Annotated in this window: 38 protein-coding genes; 5 read left to right on the top strand and 33 right to left on the bottom strand. The window is 35.9% G+C overall.

The genetic code is table 11. The features are described 5' to 3' along the window. Window positions 1–6: 6 nt before the first annotated feature. The 18 genes from PYW34_RS05550 to PYW34_RS05465 all read right to left on the bottom strand — a co-directional run bounded on the left by PYW34_RS05550 (window position 7) and on the right by PYW34_RS05465 (window position 9,686). Window positions 7–1,167, bottom strand: coding sequence for a phage major capsid protein (locus tag PYW34_RS05550; RefSeq protein ID WP_002334511.1), 1,161 nt, complete (start codon window positions 1,165–1,167; stop codon window positions 7–9). Next, window positions 1,167–1,853 (bottom strand): head maturation protease, ClpP-related, encoded by a 687-nt coding sequence (locus tag PYW34_RS05545; RefSeq protein WP_002334510.1) that lies wholly within the window; start codon window positions 1,851–1,853, stop codon window positions 1,167–1,169. Before PYW34_RS05545 ends, PYW34_RS05550 begins: the two co-directional genes overlap by 1 nt. Continuing rightward, on the bottom strand, window positions 1,816–2,994 hold the full coding sequence (locus PYW34_RS05540) for a phage portal protein (RefSeq protein ID WP_002334509.1): 1,179 nt from the start codon (window positions 2,992–2,994) through the stop codon (window positions 1,816–1,818). The genes PYW34_RS05545 and PYW34_RS05540 overlap by 38 nt, the downstream gene beginning before the upstream one ends. A 19-nt stretch (window positions 2,995–3,013) precedes the next feature. After that, window positions 3,014–4,708, bottom strand: a complete 1,695-nt coding sequence (locus PYW34_RS05535) for a terminase TerL endonuclease subunit (protein WP_002286533.1) — start codon at window positions 4,706–4,708, stop codon at window positions 3,014–3,016. Further along, entirely contained in the window at window positions 4,686–5,000 is a 315-nt protein-coding gene (locus tag PYW34_RS05530; RefSeq protein ID WP_002286538.1) for a P27 family phage terminase small subunit, read from the bottom strand. Before PYW34_RS05530 ends, PYW34_RS05535 begins: the two co-directional genes overlap by 23 nt. 102 nt (window positions 5,001–5,102) lie before the next feature. Next, a complete protein-coding gene (locus PYW34_RS05525) occupies window positions 5,103–5,384 on the bottom strand; it encodes a hypothetical protein (protein ID WP_002296599.1) in 282 nt (93 codons plus the stop codon). Between the two features lie 4 nt (window positions 5,385–5,388). Continuing rightward, window positions 5,389–5,733 carry an HNH endonuclease gene (locus PYW34_RS05520; RefSeq protein ID WP_002305386.1) on the bottom strand — a complete coding sequence of 115 codons (345 nt, stop codon included), beginning with the start codon at window positions 5,731–5,733 and terminating at the stop codon, window positions 5,389–5,391. 25 nt (window positions 5,734–5,758) lie between these two features. After that, complete coding sequence (locus tag PYW34_RS05515; protein ID WP_002325362.1) at window positions 5,759–5,926, bottom strand: hypothetical protein; 168 nt, start codon at window positions 5,924–5,926, stop codon at window positions 5,759–5,761. A gap of 50 nt (window positions 5,927–5,976) precedes the next feature. Beyond that, the gene (locus PYW34_RS05510; protein ID WP_002318050.1) at window positions 5,977–6,159 is read right to left on the bottom strand and encodes a hypothetical protein; all 183 of its coding nucleotides are present in this window, start codon (window positions 6,157–6,159) and stop codon (window positions 5,977–5,979) included. A 456-nt stretch (window positions 6,160–6,615) separates the two neighbouring features. After that, window positions 6,616–6,828, bottom strand: a complete 213-nt coding sequence (locus tag PYW34_RS05505; protein WP_002325361.1) for a hypothetical protein — start codon at window positions 6,826–6,828, stop codon at window positions 6,616–6,618. A 23-nt stretch (window positions 6,829–6,851) separates the two neighbouring features. After that, entirely contained in the window at window positions 6,852–7,088 is a 237-nt protein-coding gene (locus PYW34_RS05500) for a hypothetical protein (protein ID WP_025478012.1), read from the bottom strand. Between the two features lie 239 nt (window positions 7,089–7,327). Next, the gene (locus tag PYW34_RS05495; RefSeq protein ID WP_002304479.1) at window positions 7,328–7,741 is read right to left on the bottom strand and encodes an ArpU family phage packaging/lysis transcriptional regulator; all 414 of its coding nucleotides are present in this window, start codon (window positions 7,739–7,741) and stop codon (window positions 7,328–7,330) included. 75 nt (window positions 7,742–7,816) lie between these two features. Then, a complete protein-coding gene (locus PYW34_RS05490) occupies window positions 7,817–8,113 on the bottom strand; it encodes a hypothetical protein (RefSeq protein WP_002325359.1) in 297 nt (98 codons plus the stop codon). Next, window positions 8,110–8,313, bottom strand: a complete 204-nt coding sequence (locus PYW34_RS05485) for a hypothetical protein (RefSeq protein WP_002325358.1) — start codon at window positions 8,311–8,313, stop codon at window positions 8,110–8,112. The genes PYW34_RS05490 and PYW34_RS05485 overlap by 4 nt, the downstream gene beginning before the upstream one ends. Before the next feature lie 214 nt (window positions 8,314–8,527). Further along, complete coding sequence (locus PYW34_RS05480; RefSeq protein WP_002325357.1) at window positions 8,528–8,887, bottom strand: hypothetical protein; 360 nt, start codon at window positions 8,885–8,887, stop codon at window positions 8,528–8,530. After that, entirely contained in the window at window positions 8,888–9,121 is a 234-nt protein-coding gene (locus tag PYW34_RS05475) for an ASCH/PUA domain-containing protein (protein WP_002325356.1), read from the bottom strand. Continuing rightward, on the bottom strand, window positions 9,118–9,480 hold the full coding sequence (locus PYW34_RS05470; protein WP_002311626.1) for a hypothetical protein: 363 nt from the start codon (window positions 9,478–9,480) through the stop codon (window positions 9,118–9,120). Before PYW34_RS05470 ends, PYW34_RS05475 begins: the two co-directional genes overlap by 4 nt. Next, on the bottom strand, window positions 9,477–9,686 hold the full coding sequence (locus tag PYW34_RS05465) for a hypothetical protein (RefSeq protein WP_002311627.1): 210 nt from the start codon (window positions 9,684–9,686) through the stop codon (window positions 9,477–9,479). The genes PYW34_RS05470 and PYW34_RS05465 overlap by 4 nt, the downstream gene beginning before the upstream one ends. Before the next feature lie 119 nt (window positions 9,687–9,805). On the opposite strand from PYW34_RS05465, the gene PYW34_RS05460 reads away from it, so the two are divergent. Continuing rightward, window positions 9,806–10,183: a hypothetical protein gene (locus PYW34_RS05460; protein WP_002311628.1), complete on the top strand. Its 378-nt coding sequence runs from the start codon at window positions 9,806–9,808 to the stop codon at window positions 10,181–10,183. Between the two features lie 21 nt (window positions 10,184–10,204). On the opposite strand, the gene PYW34_RS05455 is transcribed toward PYW34_RS05460, so the two are convergent. The 15 genes from PYW34_RS05455 to PYW34_RS05385 all read right to left on the bottom strand — a co-directional run bounded on the left by PYW34_RS05455 (window position 10,205) and on the right by PYW34_RS05385 (window position 16,847). Then, window positions 10,205–10,666, bottom strand: a complete 462-nt coding sequence (locus PYW34_RS05455) for a class I SAM-dependent methyltransferase (protein ID WP_002325355.1) — start codon at window positions 10,664–10,666, stop codon at window positions 10,205–10,207. Then, complete coding sequence (locus PYW34_RS05450; RefSeq protein WP_002311630.1) at window positions 10,667–11,053, bottom strand: YopX family protein; 387 nt, start codon at window positions 11,051–11,053, stop codon at window positions 10,667–10,669. Further along, entirely contained in the window at window positions 11,050–11,361 is a 312-nt protein-coding gene (locus PYW34_RS05445; RefSeq protein WP_002311632.1) for a MazG-like family protein, read from the bottom strand. Before PYW34_RS05445 ends, PYW34_RS05450 begins: the two co-directional genes overlap by 4 nt. Next, on the bottom strand, window positions 11,361–11,651 hold the full coding sequence (locus PYW34_RS05440; protein WP_002326231.1) for a hypothetical protein: 291 nt from the start codon (window positions 11,649–11,651) through the stop codon (window positions 11,361–11,363). Before PYW34_RS05440 ends, PYW34_RS05445 begins: the two co-directional genes overlap by 1 nt. Continuing rightward, a complete protein-coding gene (locus PYW34_RS05435) occupies window positions 11,645–11,956 on the bottom strand; it encodes a hypothetical protein (RefSeq protein WP_080019591.1) in 312 nt (103 codons plus the stop codon). Before PYW34_RS05435 ends, PYW34_RS05440 begins: the two co-directional genes overlap by 7 nt. Further along, window positions 11,953–12,114 (bottom strand): antitoxin, encoded by a 162-nt coding sequence (locus tag PYW34_RS05430; RefSeq protein WP_002296606.1) that lies wholly within the window; start codon window positions 12,112–12,114, stop codon window positions 11,953–11,955. The genes PYW34_RS05435 and PYW34_RS05430 overlap by 4 nt, the downstream gene beginning before the upstream one ends. A gap of 14 nt (window positions 12,115–12,128) precedes the next feature. Then, the gene (locus PYW34_RS05425; protein ID WP_002334205.1) at window positions 12,129–12,488 is read right to left on the bottom strand and encodes a DUF1064 domain-containing protein; all 360 of its coding nucleotides are present in this window, start codon (window positions 12,486–12,488) and stop codon (window positions 12,129–12,131) included. Further along, a complete protein-coding gene (locus PYW34_RS05420) occupies window positions 12,481–13,371 on the bottom strand; it encodes a DnaD domain protein (RefSeq protein WP_002334204.1) in 891 nt (296 codons plus the stop codon). Before PYW34_RS05420 ends, PYW34_RS05425 begins: the two co-directional genes overlap by 8 nt. 48 nt (window positions 13,372–13,419) lie before the next feature. Next, a complete protein-coding gene (locus PYW34_RS05415) occupies window positions 13,420–14,310 on the bottom strand; it encodes a recombinase RecT (protein WP_002334203.1) in 891 nt (296 codons plus the stop codon). A 1-nt stretch (window position 14,311) separates the two neighbouring features. Further along, the gene (locus tag PYW34_RS05410) at window positions 14,312–15,253 is read right to left on the bottom strand and encodes a YqaJ viral recombinase family protein (protein WP_002334202.1); all 942 of its coding nucleotides are present in this window, start codon (window positions 15,251–15,253) and stop codon (window positions 14,312–14,314) included. Window positions 15,254–15,389: 136 nt separating this feature from the next. Next, window positions 15,390–15,575 (bottom strand): hypothetical protein, encoded by a 186-nt coding sequence (locus PYW34_RS05405; RefSeq protein WP_002319163.1) that lies wholly within the window; start codon window positions 15,573–15,575, stop codon window positions 15,390–15,392. Continuing rightward, complete coding sequence (locus tag PYW34_RS05400; protein ID WP_002309082.1) at window positions 15,572–15,859, bottom strand: hypothetical protein; 288 nt, start codon at window positions 15,857–15,859, stop codon at window positions 15,572–15,574. The genes PYW34_RS05405 and PYW34_RS05400 overlap by 4 nt, the downstream gene beginning before the upstream one ends. Next, window positions 15,856–16,401, bottom strand: a complete 546-nt coding sequence (locus tag PYW34_RS05395) for a hypothetical protein (RefSeq protein ID WP_002334201.1) — start codon at window positions 16,399–16,401, stop codon at window positions 15,856–15,858. Before PYW34_RS05395 ends, PYW34_RS05400 begins: the two co-directional genes overlap by 4 nt. Window positions 16,402–16,464: 63 nt before the next feature. Beyond that, a complete protein-coding gene (locus PYW34_RS05390; RefSeq protein WP_002301569.1) occupies window positions 16,465–16,617 on the bottom strand; it encodes a hypothetical protein in 153 nt (50 codons plus the stop codon). Continuing rightward, window positions 16,614–16,847 (bottom strand): helix-turn-helix transcriptional regulator, encoded by a 234-nt coding sequence (locus tag PYW34_RS05385; RefSeq protein WP_002301566.1) that lies wholly within the window; start codon window positions 16,845–16,847, stop codon window positions 16,614–16,616. Before PYW34_RS05385 ends, PYW34_RS05390 begins: the two co-directional genes overlap by 4 nt. 154 nt (window positions 16,848–17,001) lie before the next feature. Between PYW34_RS05385 and PYW34_RS05380 the strand changes: the two genes are divergently transcribed. The 4 genes from PYW34_RS05380 (at window position 17,002) to PYW34_RS05365 (ending at window position 19,509) form a co-directional block, all read left to right on the top strand. Then, complete coding sequence (locus PYW34_RS05380; protein WP_002301565.1) at window positions 17,002–17,373, top strand: helix-turn-helix transcriptional regulator; 372 nt, start codon at window positions 17,002–17,004, stop codon at window positions 17,371–17,373. A 6-nt stretch (window positions 17,374–17,379) separates the two neighbouring features. After that, window positions 17,380–17,808, top strand: coding sequence for an ImmA/IrrE family metallo-endopeptidase (locus tag PYW34_RS05375; RefSeq protein WP_002331680.1), 429 nt, complete (start codon window positions 17,380–17,382; stop codon window positions 17,806–17,808). A gap of 64 nt (window positions 17,809–17,872) precedes the next feature. After that, the gene (locus PYW34_RS05370) at window positions 17,873–18,439 is read left to right on the top strand and encodes a DUF5067 domain-containing protein (RefSeq protein ID WP_002330975.1); all 567 of its coding nucleotides are present in this window, start codon (window positions 17,873–17,875) and stop codon (window positions 18,437–18,439) included. A 122-nt stretch (window positions 18,440–18,561) separates the two neighbouring features. Then, window positions 18,562–19,509, top strand: coding sequence for a hypothetical protein (locus tag PYW34_RS05365; RefSeq protein ID WP_060789025.1), 948 nt, complete (start codon window positions 18,562–18,564; stop codon window positions 19,507–19,509). The last annotated feature ends 46 nt before the right edge of the window (window positions 19,510–19,555 follow it).

Here is a 19,555-nt window from a genome sequence, read left to right as displayed (position 1 = left end):
GATCACCTACGCTTGTGTTATAGTTGTTGTGGTTGTTGGTTTTGTAGTTGTAGTAGTAGTTCCCAAAGCGCTAATATCTAATACAATGAAACTATCATTACGTTTAGGTTGTCCGTTTGCATATTGTTTAGCTAGATAAATGCGTTCGTCTTCAACAAAATGGTATTCATCTGAAGCTTCAATTTTTAGCGTAGATCCTACACCCATGAAGTAATCTGAAGCTACCCCAATAACTGCTTTTCCTTCTGGCACAGCTGTTGACTGCAAGTCTGAAACTGGTACTGGCAATACTTGTACATATTCTCCATTAGCAGTTAGTACGGTTTTAGCTGGGAAAACTTTAGACCAGTAATCTGTTGGATTCACAATTAGGACCACATCAGAAGGATTTACATTACGATAAATCGGATCATCTACGCCTTCGATATTGAATTTTGATAGTCGTGCCATCAAACCGCCCATAGTTGCAGCATCTAAAGCTGTAATAGGTTCTGCTGTTTTTTCAGCATATTCTCCGCTAGTTTGTTTGCTCATATCACGCATCATTCCGACTGGCATATCTTTACCAGTACCATCAACGATTGCTTGTTCTAATGCAATTCTCAATGATTCTACTAAAACAGTACGGACATAACGATCTAACCATACTGGACCTAAGTCAAGCATTGCCTTACATACAGGAATATAACCTGATAGCTTGAACTGCTTCATGTTAATTACGTCAAAGCCATTATCTAAAACTTTTTTAACAGCTTCGCAAAGTTTACCCCACCATGCTGGATTGACTCCACGTGACACAATCCATTCTGTTACACCAGTTGTGTTAACAAAAGTAATTTTTTGCAATAGTGGATGAGATTGTTCTAGATCTTCAAATACGCGTTCAAATACAGTAGCTGGTACTAATTCTTCAACTCCTGCAAAACCTTCGTTATTCACTACTTCGTTATAGAATTTTGTTTCTTGTGTAGTTAGTACACGCTGACCACGGTTCATTAATACTAATTGATCTTGATTTTTTGCTGTTGCTTCTTCTAAAATTTTATCCTGAATTTCCTTAGATAAACTTACCATAGCTGCGCTAAAAGATTCTTCGTTACCATCTTTAAAAGCTTTCATCAATTGGTCGCTTGCAGCTGTTACACCTTTTAAATTTTTAACTGTCATTATTTTGCATCTCCTTGTCCAAATGTTTTATTTAATGCTGCTGTAAATGCAGCAATTTTTTCTGCTCTTTTTTCTTCAACGTCATTCAAAATTTCTTCAACGCTTTGTTCTTTCTTAGCTTCAGTACCTGCGCTATTTTCTGCATCGATAATTTCATCGACCAATCCATAACTCAAAGCTGTTTCTGCATCCATAAACGATTCTTTTTCAAGAAGTTCTTGCAATGCTTCATCTGTACCGTTGAATCGTGTTTTATATGAAGCCTTTACCGATTTATCAATTGATTCCAATTGATCAGCAATCGTGCGGAAGTCATCGACATTTCCTTCTCCATATGTGGAAGCGCGGTGAATCATCAATTGTGCATTGTTGTAAATTTTTATAGTATCGCCAGCCATTGCGATAATTGAAGCAGCACTAGCGGCTAAGCCGTTAATCACAACGTTAACTTTTGCTTTATTTGACTTAAGTAAGTTCCCAATAGCAATCCCTTGAAATACGTCTCCACCGTTTGAATTAATCACTACTTCAATTTCTTCTTGATCACCTAGACTATCCAAAATATTTTTGATTCCCTTATCAGTATTCCCTTCAAAGAACCAACTAGAGCCAATAAATCCCTGAATAAAAATTTGCGGTACTGTTCCTTCATTCTTTACCGCTAGAAATGTTTTCATTGTCGTCATTCGCCTCACCTCCTTTCGATACTTGTTGGTTGTTTTTAGTTATAAATATTTCATCTGCCATCGCCTTATCAGAGCGATCATTTCCAACGCGTTCTCTTCCTTCGTTGATTGTAAATACCCCATTTCTAATGCCTACATCAATAGCGTCAACCAAATCTTTGAAGCTAGTAATCTTGATCATAGTTGTATCAACACGTACAAAATTCCCTGACAAGTATTCTTCTGCTTCATAGAGACTAGCGTTAAACGCATCCTGAATAAGTTCAGCAATTGGAATGATTTCGAACATTAAAAAAGCGTCCACTTGATCCGATAACCCACTCATGTCTCCCTTTAGTAGGTTTTTCGGAACGTGAAACGCTGCTGCTGTCATCTCAAAGATGTCGTCTATTAAGTTTTTTATATCTCTTGAATTGCTTTGGAAGTTTCCGCTGAAATCTTCTAAATTGAATCCTTCTTGTAGTTGGAATACTGCCCCTGCATTGTCCGCTTCCATGAATGGTTTGAACTGCGATGTCATCATTTTATTGATTTGGTCTTGTGTTGTATTGTCTTGCGGTCGGAATAAATTCCCTTTCAGTACGTATCTACGAGCGTTAGAACGCTTGTAAACATTCATGGCACTAGAAATGAGTTTCCCATACGCTTGATAATACGCATCGACTAGTTGCCTAATTTGTTGATCTGCGTATTTTATATAGATAACATCACTTTCTAGAAATTCTCTATCAAGGACTATGTTGTTAATTTGCACTTGAGAAAACACATCATCTTTTAATGCATACTCTGTGATATCCCAACTATCCGCAATAAATATTTCGCTAGAATTATTAGACGGAGAAACGATCAATACTTCATTGTAGAATATTAATCTCCTGATCAGTTTTTTTCTAAATTCTGTTGCATTATTTTTCTTATTAGGAGCTACATTTAGCCTATAGTAAAGATCATTCTTTTTATTTTTTCCATCTTCATATGACTTGAATTCCGCTTTGCTCATCGCATTTGCAATCAAATCAATACAAGTTTCAATTGCAAATTTTCGATACACAAAATCAACTTGCAATTTACAAAAATATTCTTCTAAAGGAACTGTTGCTTTTTTTGTGAAGTATCCTACCGCCTTTTGAAAAATCCCCACTTTCTCACCTCCTTTCAAGTTAGAATACTAGAGGAGTAAATCCAGTTCCTGTATTTTCTACTGAGCTATTTGTGACTGTTACAGGAGCAGAATCATAAATATCATCTAAAAAATTCAAACCATGAAGGAATGAAAAAAAGCCATCCGTTTTTCTAGTTTCAGGTTCTATTTTTTCATAGCGTATATTTCCATTAGAAATATGCTCTTCATATACATTCATGCAATACCAACGCATAATCGCATCGTCACCAAAAAATAAACGTTGATTAATAAAAAGGTCATCAACCAGATCTTTTAACATACCATGTGTAACAGATCCGCTTCGAACAATTTCCACAGTAAAACCTGCTTCTTCTAAAGCGGGCTTCAATATTTTTGCACGGTACATATCCATAGCGATTTTTTTAATATAATATTTATTACTCATTTCAAGAAACCAACCTACAATATAATCAGCTTCTATATTTTTCCCATGAACGATTTGTGATTTTCCTTGATCTATAGAAATATCTATAACCTCTCGTTTTATGTTCTGTAATCGAAGAGCTGATTCGTGGATAAAAGTATGTTGGGTAAAATACACATCTTTATCATATTTTCCTAGCAACCCAACACTGGCAAAATCTCGTCTATCAGCAAAATCGACTGTTCCTATCACTTCATCCATTTTTTCAGGAAATTCTTTTTCTTTCGTATGCAGAACATCATCATATGAAGCAACAGCAAATCGTGTATCTTCCATAGGTCTGTTCATTCGTTTTGTCATGAACGTAAGTCTTAAACCAGCATTACGTTGCATTTGAGAGTATTCTTGAAACATTTTCCGTTTTAAATCTGCATTGTAATTAATAGTTGGACAAGCTTTTTCCCACATGTCGGGATCATCAACTTCATTATCGTTATCCAAGCGACAAATAAATGGAAACAAACTAGAAAATTCTGCTCCATCCTTGTCAATTCCAAGTTCTCCAGAAAGAATCATTTTTGATTCTTCTATAATGTCATCAAGCGGACCACCACGAACATGACCATTAGTTGTATCATAAAATTCTCTATAATCTCGAATTTTACCACCACCAGAAGTAGCCACATTTATCATTGAATAATCTTCATTTTCGTGAATTTCATCAAAGCGGTTTGCACCTGGTCGCTTCCCGTCTTTTGTTCTAGCGTTTGCCGTGTTATAACGAAGTTTGCTATTTGTAGCGATATTTTGAATAACTTCCTTCGTAGCTTTAAATACTTTTTTATCTAAATCAGGATGATCTTTAATTACTTTAAATACATCATCAAAACTAGTCTTTGCTTGGCTTTCATTATTGGCATAGATATCAATATCATAATTTTTAATACCGTGTTTAGCGGTGAGTAGAAAGAAGTTGTTCCAAGAAGCAAAACCAGTTTTACCATTACCACGTCCCATTAATGAAAGATATCTATTGAACACTAGTGTTTTATCTTTTTTCCATCGAACACCATAAATAAAACATTGTAGAAATTTTTCCCACGGAATTAATTCGAATGGAAAGTATTGTGCTGGTATATTGATTGAATCCTCTACCATCTGCTTATCGAAGTAAATATCTTCTCTAGTAAAGACTCTTTCTTCTAGATAATTTTTTAGCAATAATTGCTCTTTGCATACCTTGATAGTGCCTTCTTCTATAGCTTTGAACCAATTTTCAATATGCTTATAACTCAGGAATTGATTCATTTGCTTCACCTACCAATTCAGGAGTAATGGCAAGTTTATCCAACATCAATCCCATTTGTTTGTTGACAGAAACAAGCAACGCTACTGATTCATTCTTTTTACCATTCTCCAATCTAATGCCGTTCTCGGATATATCTTCTTCCAGTGATATCGCCGTTTCCCATAAACTGATATAACGATCAACATTATCTAAGAATGGCTCAATATTTGTTTTCTGACTTTCCAATTGGCTTATTAAAGAGCGGCGTAATTTTTCTCTGTAGCGATTTTGAGACAATTCGTTTTTAAACATTTTAGCCCTCCTTTCATGATAAAGTTCGAAAAAATCTCTTTTCCTGACAGCCCCCTCCGTTTCATCACCCCCAAAAAATTTGCGATTTATTTTAAGGGGGGGTTATCTCACCATCGGAATGAAAGCTTCAGCGAAGTCAATGTAATAATTAATCTCTTCAATGCTATATCCGAAAACATTTTTTATTCTTTCAACATTATTATCTTTATTCAACGCTTCTCTTACTTGATTCACTTTGTATTTGCTACAACAGTTATCTGATAACAGATCCCTAATACCTACATAGCGAACGTATATCAAACGTTTAATCAATCCCTGAGTATAAGATGAATACTCTTCAATCTTTTCTGTGTCATACTCTCTGCCATTGTCATTGATGATCATGCACTTACCACCTTTCACTTGCATCGAAGTTAGCAAAGCTTTCTATCTTCTTCTCTTGTTTATCTAGTGCTGTAAGATATCTACCATGAACTTCATTATGATGTTCAACACATAAACAAATAAGATTATCTAAATCTAAAGCTAAGTCAGGTCTATCCTTGACTTCCTTTATATGATGAACGTTCTCTACTCTATGATACTTGCCTAGTCTTCTACACTCTTGGCATTCATAGTGATCTCGTTTCATCGCTTTCTCTCTAAGCCTGCGCCATTTAGGAGACTGATAGAACTTAACCAAACGATCTTCTCTTATCAACTGTAATAGCCATCTATAGAATTCCTCGGTCATGATCCGTCTCCTTTCACAATCTTATTTAATGCTTCGCTCTTCTTTTGCCATACAATGGAATAACTTCATTGCTTTCCTTTCGTTTGTATGTATCGCTCTTTATTGGTCTTCTATACTTTCGTACTATCTCACCGTTACCGTTTTGCACAGTGATTACTTCATACTTCTGTTCTAAATATTGTGGTCTATACATTGTTGTTAACCTCCTTTGCGCAAATAAAAAGACCACTCAGCGGTAGTTTCTCATTGGAAGTCCTTCTCTCTATCTGAGATCAGATCATTATAAAGAGCAGTAGCTCGTTCCTTCCCGAAACGTAATCTACGTTGAATAGTTCCAATCGTAAATGATTGTCCTTGACCAACTTCTTCAAAGTCCTTCTTTAATCGCTTCATTTCTTCAAATTCTTTAGTAGTATATTCTTTCATGAGTTCATTCCTCCTTTATGTAAAATAAAAAAGACCACTTAAGGAGTGATCTCATATGTAAAAAACTACACCTCAGCAATGAGATGCAGTTATAACCCTATGTGAACACTGGACTAGAATACCGTCTCTAGCCAAGACCTACGCAATGATACAAAGCCTCACACAGGCAACTTGCCGTGTTCCTAGCAAGTCCAACTTAATGTTTCTCTCCTAACCTACACCTGAGAGTGGCGCACGTCTGCGCTAGTATTTTATGTCTATTAACTGATTTCCAGGCACGCTGGTTAATTCAGCCAACCAATCGGCATCCGATAAGATTGATTGTTTCCGTAGGTTCCTTAAGTCACTGGCAAGGAATCGAACCTTGCATGGTTGCGCTTAGCTCTTGTTTCTCTGGTCTTCAAGCATACCTACCAGATATAGCGTCTACCCTTTCCGCCACAGTAACATAATTATCTATTTTACTTTTATGAAATTAGACTCATACTTTAATAAATTATAACTATATTGAAGGCTTGCGTATGCTTCATCATATGTTAAGTCTTCTTCTTTTAATAATTGAGTTAGTTTTTCTCCAACCTCTTTAACGCTTGATCCAAAAACTTCTTCTGGTTTGTTGTTACGTTTGAATTTACTCAAATAATGTTCTCGTGCACTTTCTTTATCCATTCGTTTTTCCTCCGATGCATAAATTAATTAGTTAATTGTTGCTCATTGATCTGGACAGCAATTTCTTCTTCTATAAGCTCAACGATCTTCCTTTTTGTCGAATTTAGTTCGAACTTATGATCCATTAAAGTAAGCTTTATGTTCTTAATCTTTTCACCTTCGAATTCCTTGATAATATCTTCGATTCTTTGGTTTACTAAAATAGTTAGTTGATCAATTTTTTCGGAAGCGTTATTCATTTTATATACCCTCCAATACATAAATTAATAGACAGCAACGGATGATAGATAATAAGAACAATTTAGAAGGAGTTGGAATTCACATCCTTATTCTTAATATTTCCGCTGCTGTCTATCGAAGCTTAATTGTGAAACAATAATAAAACGATGTTCCTTTTATTATTATTTTGTCTCAGACCTATCACTAATCTTTCGACACTACCATAATATCACTGGTAAATAGCTAAAAACCGCCATCATTCCGCCAAAAAACCGCCAAATTATTTATAAGCAATTATTCTTCCGTGTTTATATGCTTCTGCAAACTCTATTAGAGCTTCCGACTTCATCCGTTGTATACTTCTTTCTGAATAACCCACTTCACGGCTAATTCTGTAGTTTGAGAAGCTATCTGGCACACAAAAGCTGTAGTAGAGTATCTGACGGCTAATCAGACTAAGAGCCATCAAGGCTGCTAAAATCGCGTCTCTCTCCGCTTCTATATCCATCATCTGAATGATCGCGTCTTCTGCCTTATTGCCGTGCTTCGGTGCCTTCGGCATATCCGTAATAATCGGCGACTTAATATCTATCAAAGAGCGACCTGCCATCCGCTCCAAACGCCGAAAGTTCTTCAGCACATCTCTCGCATTACATCTTGTCTGTTTGAAATCTACCTCTCGTAACAATTGCATCAAGTCAAACCGCTCCTTTATGTGATATAATAAATGTGTTGGATTTATTGAATCAGTCGGAGCGATCCGGCTTTTTTATTTGTCATTGATTAGTTCCATATCCACCAAACGAGCCACTGCTAAATTATCTTTGCTTTTCGCTAACCACTTATCGCATTCCATCGTGTTTTCAATGTGAATGATTGCTGAATGATTATAGACATGCTCTACATATCCACGAAACGGATAGATGAACTCTTCTGCTTTACATCGGACCATGTCACCGATTTTGAATTTTGATTTCTGACGTGTTTTAGGGTTCTTTATCGGCATGTCTAGCATTAAACCGCCGATACCATGACTACTAGCGTAAAATCCGTCTTTTATTTTCATCTCATTTCCTCCCATTTACGATCATCATTTAATATCGAAATCCCAAACTTACGAATAGCCTTACTTGCAATAGCAACACACTGACTTGCCACTTTATATACTTCTTCTACAGAAACTCCGTATTCTTTTTCAAACTTTGCCTTTAACACATTCAATTCTTGTTTTCTTAGTTTGGCTACTCTGCGGTGTCTGTTGTTCATTCTGAGACCTCGCTTTCGTCGCCCTTATACAAAATTATTACTGATGTTTTCAAATATTCTGATAGCTCAGATAACATCATTATTTTGATGTATTCAAATGCGAAAATCCCTGTAACTGCTGCTTTAACAAACTCATTATTGAGCCCAAATATAATGACCATGATTAAGGATATCATTAGATAGATATACTTAAAATTTTCTTTTATGGCTTTCCTCATTCCGCTTCTCCCCACTCAATTGATATATATTCCGATTGTTCATGTCTTTTAAGTCCAAAAAAAGTATCATATGTTTTATCATCATTGACGTATTTCACTTTTAATCCTTCGCCTAGTTTCTCTTGGATTTTTTTAACAGTTCTTTTGTCTCTTAGTCGTCTTACAAGATATTTTTGTTTTTCATCCCAATTAGATGCGGATTCCCATGTTTCTTTGATAGAAATACAATAACCTTTATAACCTTTTGCTGCTGACTTGATGATAGTATCTTCTAAATTTTGTTTTTCGTACCAACGTTCAAACCATTTATCGAATGATTCATTTTGTGTTTCTTGTATCTTTTCAATTAAACTCATCTACTTTACCCCTCTAATTCCTAGAACTACATATCCATCTTGCTGAGCATAATCAGTAATATAAGTAATTTCTGCTTTGTATGAGTCGCCTGTATATTTTTCGCCAGTCCACTCTCTCAAAATTAACTGACTACCAACTTTAAAATTACGATCATTCCTGCGGGTCTCGAATTGTTTGCGTCCGCTTGTGACTGCTTCAAAATATTCTGGTAGTATTTTTAGTTCGTGGATCATTCCGCTTCCTCCTGTCCCAATCCCCATTGCGCGAATGCTGCTAGGACTTCATATTCTTGTTTACAATCCAATAGTTTATAAGCTTTGCGTACTTTATCAGGTAATTTTCCTAGTAAATTTTTATCAGAAAAAGCATTAACAGATAATATTGGTGCTTCTCTAGTTAAAATTGTCTCGCTTTTCAACCACTCCAACACGATTTTCTGGTTGTCGTTGAGTTCTAGCTCTTCTATCGCCTGTAAATTTACTAACGCATAATTGAAGCCTTCTATAAAGCTATGATTTACTGTTTTATTCGGATCATCATTTTCAATGTACTCTTTTTCGAGTCTATCTGCTTCAGCTTCTAGCCATTTCAACGCCTTGCTGATCCTTCCGCCACCTCCTCATATAATTCGAATTTACTAGATGGCCAACTCAAACGCTGTTTATCTTCGTCAATCAAAACGATTCTGCCAGGCATCGAAGCATCTTGAACTATATAATATTCGTTGTCCAAGAAGTATAATGACACGCCTGATCCTATTTTAGTAACTACTTTGTCACTCTTTTTGAAACCCATCATTCTACCTCCTCCTTTTCATTTATTGACGATAATAACAAAATAGATAACATGAAAATATTTGACCACAACACAATATTGTGATATTTTTTACATAGTTTTATTTATATGGGAGTGACGAAATGCCATTTATAGTCTTTTTCTTTATATCATTATTAACAATATATATTCCTTTACCAACATTATTAATGTATTTCCATAGACTCTCAGAAAAACATGACACTATAGTCACTATAGATAAACATATATTGGTTATACTTGTCTTATTAGATTATTATATTAGCTACTATTTTCTTAAAAACTGTAAGATTAAAAAGAGATACTACTTTTATTTAATTGGATTAAATTTGATTGAATGGGGAATACATTTAAGCTTGTACTTAAAATTCAACGCTACAGAATTAACTATAGTTTTAATTTTCCAAACGATACTTTTAATTTGCATGTTTACCTTCCCATTATCTGGTAAATTCAGAAATTACATATTTAATCAAAATTGATCCTACAATTTCACGAGGTAGCTAGATACTCTTCATAAATACTAACCAGTGTGTTTTAGCTCTCTTATTTCCATATAATGGCACATAATCAATTGCATTCAATATTTCTGATAGCTTGATTTGATCCTCGTTCCATTTAAATACAAGAGTTCCATTTGGCTTTAATACTCTGAAACATTCTTTGAATCCTAATGCTAAATCTTCTTTCCAAGTTTCGGGATTTAATTTTCCATACTTTTTGACCAACCAGCTATTCTCGCCTGCTTTAAGCAAGTGTGGCGGATCAAATACTACATGATAAAATGATTCATCTTCAAATGGCATATCTCTGAAATCTCCAATGACATTAGGATTGATATCAACGACATGTCCGCTATTTAGTTCTTCGTATTGTTTCCGAATGTCCATAAAAATTACGTTTGGATTCTGTTTATCAAACCAAAACATTCGACTACCACAACATGCATCTAATATTTTAGTCAATTACTCTACCTCTAATAACTCTTTATTCTCGTATATATTCCCGATAACTTCATAGTCAGTGTGAAATACTGGATCATAATAAATTCGATATTCTAAGTCCAAGTCTACTAGCTTACAAATTAAGCCAGAATGGCACTCAGAGGATTGAACAATAGCTTTTTCGTCGACTAAATGATCAAAACCATCACTTACACTGAAAAGTACTACATCTCCTTCAAATATCTCCACACCATTTTTATCTTTCAGCCCTGTTGATTGCATGAGGACATATTTATCTGGAGCCATTTCAGCATGAGTGATCAACCTTCCTGCTTGCCCATATTTCATTTCTTGTCCAATTGTTTTACCTTTAAATGGTGTGTACCACGCTCGAAATCTCGGTATCATTTGCTGTCCTCCAAATCACTCGACTTCACGAATACACCATCTACCATTTTTCCTGTGCGCCCTTTGATTTCGTTGTATGCCATTTCTAAACACTCTTGTATGTTTGTCCCTTTTTGCATGGAAAGGATAATCAGCGTGACGATAACGTCTCCTACGCTATCTTTAAATAGCTCATCATTACTTCTTGCCATCGCCGAAGCAATTTCTCCGAATTCCTCAGCTACTTTCAAAAACTGTGCTTTTGGATCCGCTTGATCCAGTCCCTTATCTTTAGCCCACTGCTCTACTTTTGTGATTAGTTCGTCCATTATTTCTCCTCCTCAATCTCACATGCCTGTTCAAACTGTCTAGTGATGTTTTCTAACGCTTTTTTGTACTCGATAATACTTTTTATCGTTCTTTCTTCACTTAACACGTAATCGCGTTGTATCGCCTTTAAACACGATGAGACAGTTTGAAAGTATCCGATATCTGCTCGTGATTCTTCTTTTGTTTCTGTGTAGCGGATATTTCCTTCTTCATCTCGTCTTACCTTCGATAAGACAATGTTTCTAGAATCACTGGTAATTCGATAATCTTCGATTTTCATGTCTAGCATTTTTTCTCCTCCACATACCTAAACTGTCGTCCCTTTAAATCAATCCATAAGCTACTAGCTCTATCCCAGATGGTGTTTTTGCTCAGACCAGTAATTTCAGATAACTGTTCAGCAGTACCTGTTACTAGAATTCGGTCACCATGCCAGATCGCAATTTTTCTCGGCGTTCTCCGTTTGGCTTTTTCAGTCCACATTGATTTGCCGAGCTTTTGGACTTCTGCAACTATTTCTTTGTCTTCTTGCCAAGATTCTGACTTGGTTAATTCAACAATTCGTTTCATTGCTGCTTTCTTATCCACGCTCATTCCTCCAATCGATGGATTTCCCTTCTTAAATTCTCTATGTGCAAATCGATTGCCTTCCTCGCCGTTTCATTGACCATCACTGCCTTCGTCCGTTCCAGATCGTCAATCTCACGCTGAAGGCTTCGAATACGCATTTGAATCACTTCTTCTGTTGTCATGATGGACCACCTCGTTAAAAACGCTCTTCCTTGAACGTATTCCGATATTTTTTAGCTAAAATCAACGGCACTTGATATTGATGACAGAACAACTTTGCCTTGATCTTAAAGTCTTTTGTCTGCATTCCTTTAACATCTACGACTTTGACAAGTTTGCCGTTTTTATAAAATGTGAAGTCGGGAATATACTCGATCTTGCGATACTTCTTTCCGTCTAGTTCAAATTTCGGCATCAGCTCAAATCTTTTTTGAAGTTTCACTTTCCAGCCATTCGCTTCCGCTTGCCACAAGGCTAGATCGTAGTACTCTGCTTCTGCGATAGAATCGAACTTGATACCTCGATGGATAGTTTTTCGATTACGATATTTATTCATTCTCAAGAAGCGCCTCCTTCTTAGCCTGATAAGCAGCAAAGCGGGCTTCTAATTCTGCTTTTTTATCGGGATCAAGTGCCTTTTCTTCTTGAGGTTTGTTGACCCAATCAGGCAACTTTTCACGCCGTACATTGTTTTGACGTTTAGGAAGATAGTTTTGTTTTTTCTTGTTTTTAAAAGCTTCTTGGACTTTTTCTGCTGATTCCATTGTCTTAATTCCTTGATTACTCCATGAATTTAATATCGCTTCAACATATTTTTTCAATCCTGGCATCTCAACGTTGTTTTCGAAAGCTAATTTAAAAGCAAAGAGAATCATATCTGCTCCCCAAGTTTTAATCATCGGTCCTAATGCTCCTTGCAAAAGTCCAGTAGGTGCTTTCCCCCAGTTTTTTTGGATGAACTCATACACGCCTATATCATCTTCTTTATTTGTCTTGTTTTGTTTTGTATTGTTTATATAAGCTGAAGGATTTACTGTAGAATCTACTGAAGGATTTACTTCCCTATTTACTTTCGGATTTACTTTACTATCTACTGGAATATTTCCAGTAGCGGAGTTTTCTACCGTATTATCTACTGTAGTTTTTACTGTAAAATTTCCAGTTAGATCAGAAAGAATATAAACTCCAGCTTTTGTACGACCTCTCTTTTTATATTGAAGGAGTCCGTTTTGGATCAATTGATTACGATTGTTAATCAATGTTTTTTCAGACGTTTTAGTCATTGCTTGTAGCCTTGTATTGGCAATCGATAATTCGCTCTGCCATCCACTTTTGTTTGCTATAGCCATTAGCTTATACCAAAGCAGTTGGGGACCAGCGCCAAGCTCGTTATATTCAAGCCAATTGTCAAAAGCATTAAGCTGTCCGATGTAATCCAATTGAGTCCCTCCTTTCGTTCTAGTAATTTGAGGGAGAAAACTCCCTCATTATTTGTTTAACGGCGGATTAGATGCATCAAATAATCCAGTTTGTACATCTTCGTTTTTTTCAGAAATAACCTCTGCTTCTTTTCTTTCAGGAATATCTTCCTCAACTTCTGTTTCAGCAATAATGCTGCCATCTTCTTGAACTCTTTGGACTCTCTCATCCGATGTGGTAGCTTCTTGCATTTCAATGGATAAGATCCCCCATTTAGAAAGAAGATTTCTCAAAACAGTTTTTCGTGCCATTGCATTGTAATCAGATGCCCACACACCACTTAACTTTGTCTTATCTCGATCTTTATTGTTAGCAATTCGATGAGCTTCAATTTCTTGTTTGGTCCAATAGACAGTTTTCTTGAATCCATTCAGTAATTCAAAATAGCCAACATATCCAATGACTTCATCAGATGTTCTACCATTTGGATCAAACTCAAACTCTTCTGTCAGTCGGTTCCAGCTTTTTAGTTCTCCTTCGTAAACTTCAATCACATTTAATGCTTTGTATTTACCTGATCGTTGGGCTAATTGGATATATCCTTTATAGCCAAGCATAAATTGAGCTTTCTTTTCCCATTTTCCTGTTTGTTTGTTTTTACTATTGAATGGAACTAAATATGCATAACCTAAATTCTTATCTAGCCCAAGATTTAATGTTGCAGCAGTTAACGCACCACTCATGATAGACATCGGTTCACTATCTGCAAGATAACTGTCATTAGATACAAGAGTCATAACATTCGACATAAAAGCATTAGCATTGTCATGAAGTACTTCTTCAAATTTCTTTCTCATTGTTGGTGTATTCATTAGAGCTTTAAGCCCTAACTGTCCTGGTGCAACTTGTTTCTGTGGCTTTTCTGCCAATTGGTTTTTTAACGATTCATTTGTTGCCATATTATTTAATCTCCTTTTCGGTTAGCCTTCTTGATTCAGTAACGTTATAAATCTCTTCATCATTTGCGACATCTGGATATTTCTCTGCTAGTTTCTTCGAGCTTATACGTCTCGTACGGACAAGTTTCCAACTGATGATGTTTTTTTGAGTTACCCCGATACTAGCTTCACGTTTACCTAATTCACTGATGAACTCGTTGTCCACCTGTCGAATAGCCGATTCAATTTCTTTCTTAGTCCGTTTGAGTTCGTTTTTCTGTTCAACTAGTTCATCAAAACGAATTGGCAACGCCGTTTGAACGTCTTCAACATCTGCATACTTTTCTTTCAAGAAATCAGCTGTCGCTTGACTACCGTCAATAACTGGCTCGATGCCTCCAAGAACATTCGTTTCCCAAAACTCTACTAATTGTTCAGTGATTGTATCGATCAACTCTTGATCTCGTTCAATCCGCTTCCAGATAAATTTTTGACCACCGATTAAGACAGCGATGTAACAATAGTCTTTGTTTAGAACGTTCATATAATGTTGAACTTGGCAGAGATAACTGAGTGGTACTTCTTCACCTTCCCACTCTTTGCCGAGAAATTGATTGGCTGTTTTGCATTCCAGAATGGCATTTTCTCCCACTACATCACGATCAATATTCGCTCTTAGAAACGGATGCAATGGATGTTCAAAGACTTGGTTTCTTCTGCGAACCTTTTTACCTGTACGTTCTTGAAACTCTTTAGCAACCACTTCTTCTAAAACATTACCCCAATAAGCGGGCTCACTTCCTGATTCTTCAAGTACTACTTGTCCTGTTTTTTCTAACCATAGTTGATAAGGAGATTTCCATTTATTCAATCCTAAAATTGTTCCAACATCCGAACCTCCGATGCCTTTCTTACGGTCTTCAAGCCATTCTTGATGGCTCATTTCTAAGGTAGATTTACTCATCGTCTTCCTCCTCTTTATGTGGCGTGCCCCATTCAGGAGTAGTTAAATACTGATCTAATGCTTGTCCAAAATCATTCATTGTTTTAGCCTTCCTTTCGTGCTAAAATACAGTTAAGTTATTTTGATATGTTGCCGATTAGCGATTGCCGTCGCTGGTCGGTCTTTTTTGTGTTGGCATTTTGAAACTTTCTCTTACAGCAGTAACCGTTACTAAGGTTCCCCAATAAATAAGTGCATATGCTGGATTAATACTTGCCAGTACGATTGCTACTAGACTCATAAGCAAAGCGCTCTTGACAGTCATTTTAAATACAGTTTTCATTTCTTTCTCTCCTCTCTATATTTAGCAATTTCGCTAGCAAGATCTTCATTCATATGATTCTCTAAAAATCGAGCGACTTCAGTTTTAGGAATTCTAATTTCACCGAGTTTCAAAAAACCGATGTATCCCATCTCAATCAAATCTTTAACATTTTGAGGATTTGTTGTTATAGCTAGTGCCGCTTCAGTAACTGAGTATGTTAATTTTTCAATGTTTCTTTTATTGTTGCGCTTCAAGACAACTTTTTTTGGAAAAATATTTTCCAATGTTTCCATTTCCATCATCCTTTCATATATCCTTGTGCTACCCAGTACGACAGCCGTTCCTCACTAAGCTTGCGAACATCGATTCCAAGTATTTCGCATAATGCACTTATTAGTGTTACTTCCACCATGATTTCATCTAAAAATTCATAAGCATATGCAATGATTTGTTGACGATCATCAACAGTTAAGTAATTTACTTGTTTAAGAAGAATTTTCTCTACTTCTTGCTTCTTCTGTTTCCGCTCATCTGATTCAATCATTTGCAACTTGTCTAATGATGAAGGATCTTTCCTATAAACATCACCATCTATTGATTTAAATAAACCAAAGAACTCATGAATCACTTGAAGAGTGAAATCTGAATCTCTAAAATGATCCGTTAACGCCTGAGCATTTTCCAACGTCACGGGCTTCGTATTAAGCAATGTTGTCCAATCGCTTAATGACTGTTGAGAGACGTTGATTTGTCTTGCTATTTCCTTTTTGGTCTCACCACTCTTATTAATTACTTCGACTAACGATTCTCGAATAACACTTGATTTTTTTAACAGTTTAAACACCTCATATTCTTATTCGCCCGTATATCAATACGAGCAATTTTTTTATACTATTAATTTAAAGAATCAAACGAAAGCTGCTTCGTCTAATTCACGTTCAAGCTCTTTTTGGACTTCTTCAACTAGACGATCGAGTTGATCATCATTTGCACATTTGATGATGTGGACTAGTCTAGGCCTAGCATCAAGTACGATGTTTATTTTTTCTTGTCGTGTCATTTGGAAGTCCCCCTTGTTTTTAACTCATTTTTGTAGTTAAAAGCCATAAAAAAAATTTTTTCTTTAGGAACATGAAAAATATCTTCTAGATGTTGCATCTGGGAAGGCTTAGGCAAGGTACGTCCTACCTCCCAAGAACTGATTGTTTTTTGGGATACTTTTAATAAAGACGCTAGTTGAGATTGAGAGATCCCTTTTCTAGATCTTATTTGTCCCATTTTGTTTTCCATACATTTCCACCTCTCTTTTACTACCTTATGTAGTTATAATATACTACAAAATTTAGTAAGTCAACTATTATTACTACTTTTTTTTGTATTAACTAAATTTCGTTGTACCGACTACGCTTTGTAGTATATAATTTTATTAAAAGGAGGACTTGCTGTGTTAAAAGATCGAATCAAAGAGTTAAGAAAGCAACATGGCTGGACCCAAGCAGAACTAGCAAAAAAAATGAGCGTGTCCCAACAAACTATAGGAAGTTGGGAAGTAGGTCGTGCAGAACCTAATTCAGAAGCACTAACTAAATTAGCTCATCTATTTAACGTTAGTACTGACTATCTATTAAGTAATCATAAAACTCCAGAATGGGCGACTAAAGAAGATATAATTGAACTTGATAAACTACTTGAATCAAATGCTAACATGGCTTATGGAGGCGAAACTTTAACACCCGAACAGCTTCAAAGAGTCAGAGATGTTTTAGCAGGCATGTTTTGGAAATTCAAAAAAGAAGACAAGGACAAAGAGAAGTGATTGGGTATGGAATTGGATGTTATCAATTTAGTTGAGAACCTAAAGCGGAAGTATCAATCCGCTAATCCATTTTATATCTGTGAAAAAATGGACATTCAAATTGAATATGTTCCTTTTATTGATGATCCTAAAGGTCAATTCCAAGAGATTTTAGGTCGTGCTGTCATCCTACTGAATGATGAATTAAAGGATTCTGAGGAAAGATTTTATATTTGTGCTCATGAACTTGGTCACGCCATCTTTCATCGTGGGTTATCTAGCTATTATGTATCCACACGAACATCCAGAAGCAAATCAGAAAGCGAAGCGAATTGCTTTGCTGCTAATCTCATTGTTTCTCTTTATAAAGAAGACAACGATCAATACCCTAGAAAAGTTGAGGAATTAACAAATTTGTATGGGCTACCTGAAAACGTGTACAGATTTTTAAATTAAAATTGGCGACTATCACTACCTGCCTTCAAGTGGGAGTAAATTATTTTATTTTTTGGAGGAAAATATGAAAAAAATAGTTGGGTTAGGATTAATCTTGTTTTCTAGTATCACATTAGGTGCTTGTGGTAACAACGATTCAAACTCTGATGTGCCTAAAAAAACGACTATTAATACTTCTACAATGGTTACTTTAGAGAGCAGCAACTCTATGGATTCAAGTACTGAAGAAAAATCTACAAGTGATACAACTTTTGAAGACGATTCATCAAAGATTGTAATAAAAAACACTGAAGAATTATCTAGCCAATATGATCCAAATAAAAAAATATTAGCTATTGAAATTCAATATACTAATAAATCTGACAAAGCTCAAAGTCCTTGGATGGCATTCGCTACATCAATCAAACCTATACAGGAAACAGATAAAACTGAAGAACTATTGAATGGAGCAAATGGCTTGTTCCCTCAAGACTACAAACCAGATCTTGTAAAGATGGGCGATACAGATGTTAAGCCTGATGCTACTGTTGATGCAGTTGTTGGTGTAGAAATTATTTATCCAGGTTCTCCTATTATCATGAAAGATTTTATGGATAATGGAAGTTTTGAAAAAACTATCCCTACTAATTAAAAAAGGTTGGCCTTCCGGCTTTCTTTTTGTTAAGGCTTTATTAAGGGCGACTATCACTACCTGCCTTCAAGTGGGAGTAAATACTTGATTTACCCAGTGATATATTCAACAAGGAGGAATAAATGAGTACGTTTTTAATTTTAGTTGGGTTCTTTGGTTTTCTATTTGGAGTATGTTTTTTAGTATATTCTTTTTTCTCCAAGAAGAAACGTTCAAAGAAAAAGATTAGTATTGGAATTCTAGTAGCTTTTATAGTTATGGTAATCGGAGGGGCTCTTGCTCCACCAACAACTGGACAAGCAGATGTACACAAAGACGCTAAATCTTCATCTTCTAGTGTATCTGTCTCTTCTGAAAGCCGAGAAAAAGATGAAAAAAAGGCTAAAGAATTAGCTAAAAAGAAAAAGGCCGAAGAACAAAAAGCTAAAGAAGAGGCTGAAAAAAAGCACCAAGAAGAACAAAAAGCTAAAGAAGCTGAGAAAAAACGCCAAGAAGAACAAAAAGCTAAAGAAGCTGAGAAAAAACGCCAAGAAGAACAAAAAGCTAAAGAAGCTGAGAAAAAACGCCAAGAAGAACAAAAAGCTAAAGAAGCTGAGAAAAAACGCCAAGAAGAAATTAATCAAAAAACTTCAACAGCTAAAACCATTCTGGAACAAGCTGAAGCTAATCCAACTAGAGATAACTACAATGCAGCATTATCAGCTATTCAATCTATACCTGGTGGAAACCAAGAATTATTAAATCGCTTAGTCAATGTTGATTCAACTATAAAATCTAATGAGGCAGCTGAAGCAGAACGACAAAAGCAACAAGCTGCTGAAGCTCAGCGTCAGGCTCAAGAACAGCAAGCTACTGAAGCTCAACGTCAAGCTGAACAACAAAATAATTCATACACTGTTGATGGCCAGTGGTCTATCGCTGCAAATGGTATGGTTTTCGCTCGTTCAGATAGTGGAAAGTACTATTCTCGTGTTACAAATCCAAATAATTATCAATACATGACTCAAATAGATGCTGATAATGCTGGGTATAGTCGTGCCCCTCGAGGGAATCAATACGCTCGTCCCTAATTAGTTGCATTGTAATAGTTTAAGATCAGCCTTCGGGCTTTTCTTT

Source organism: Enterococcus faecium (assembly GCF_029023785.1).
Lineage (GTDB): Bacteria > Bacillota > Bacilli > Lactobacillales > Enterococcaceae > Enterococcus_B > Enterococcus_B faecium.
This window is presented reverse-complemented; position numbering and strand designations above follow the sequence as displayed.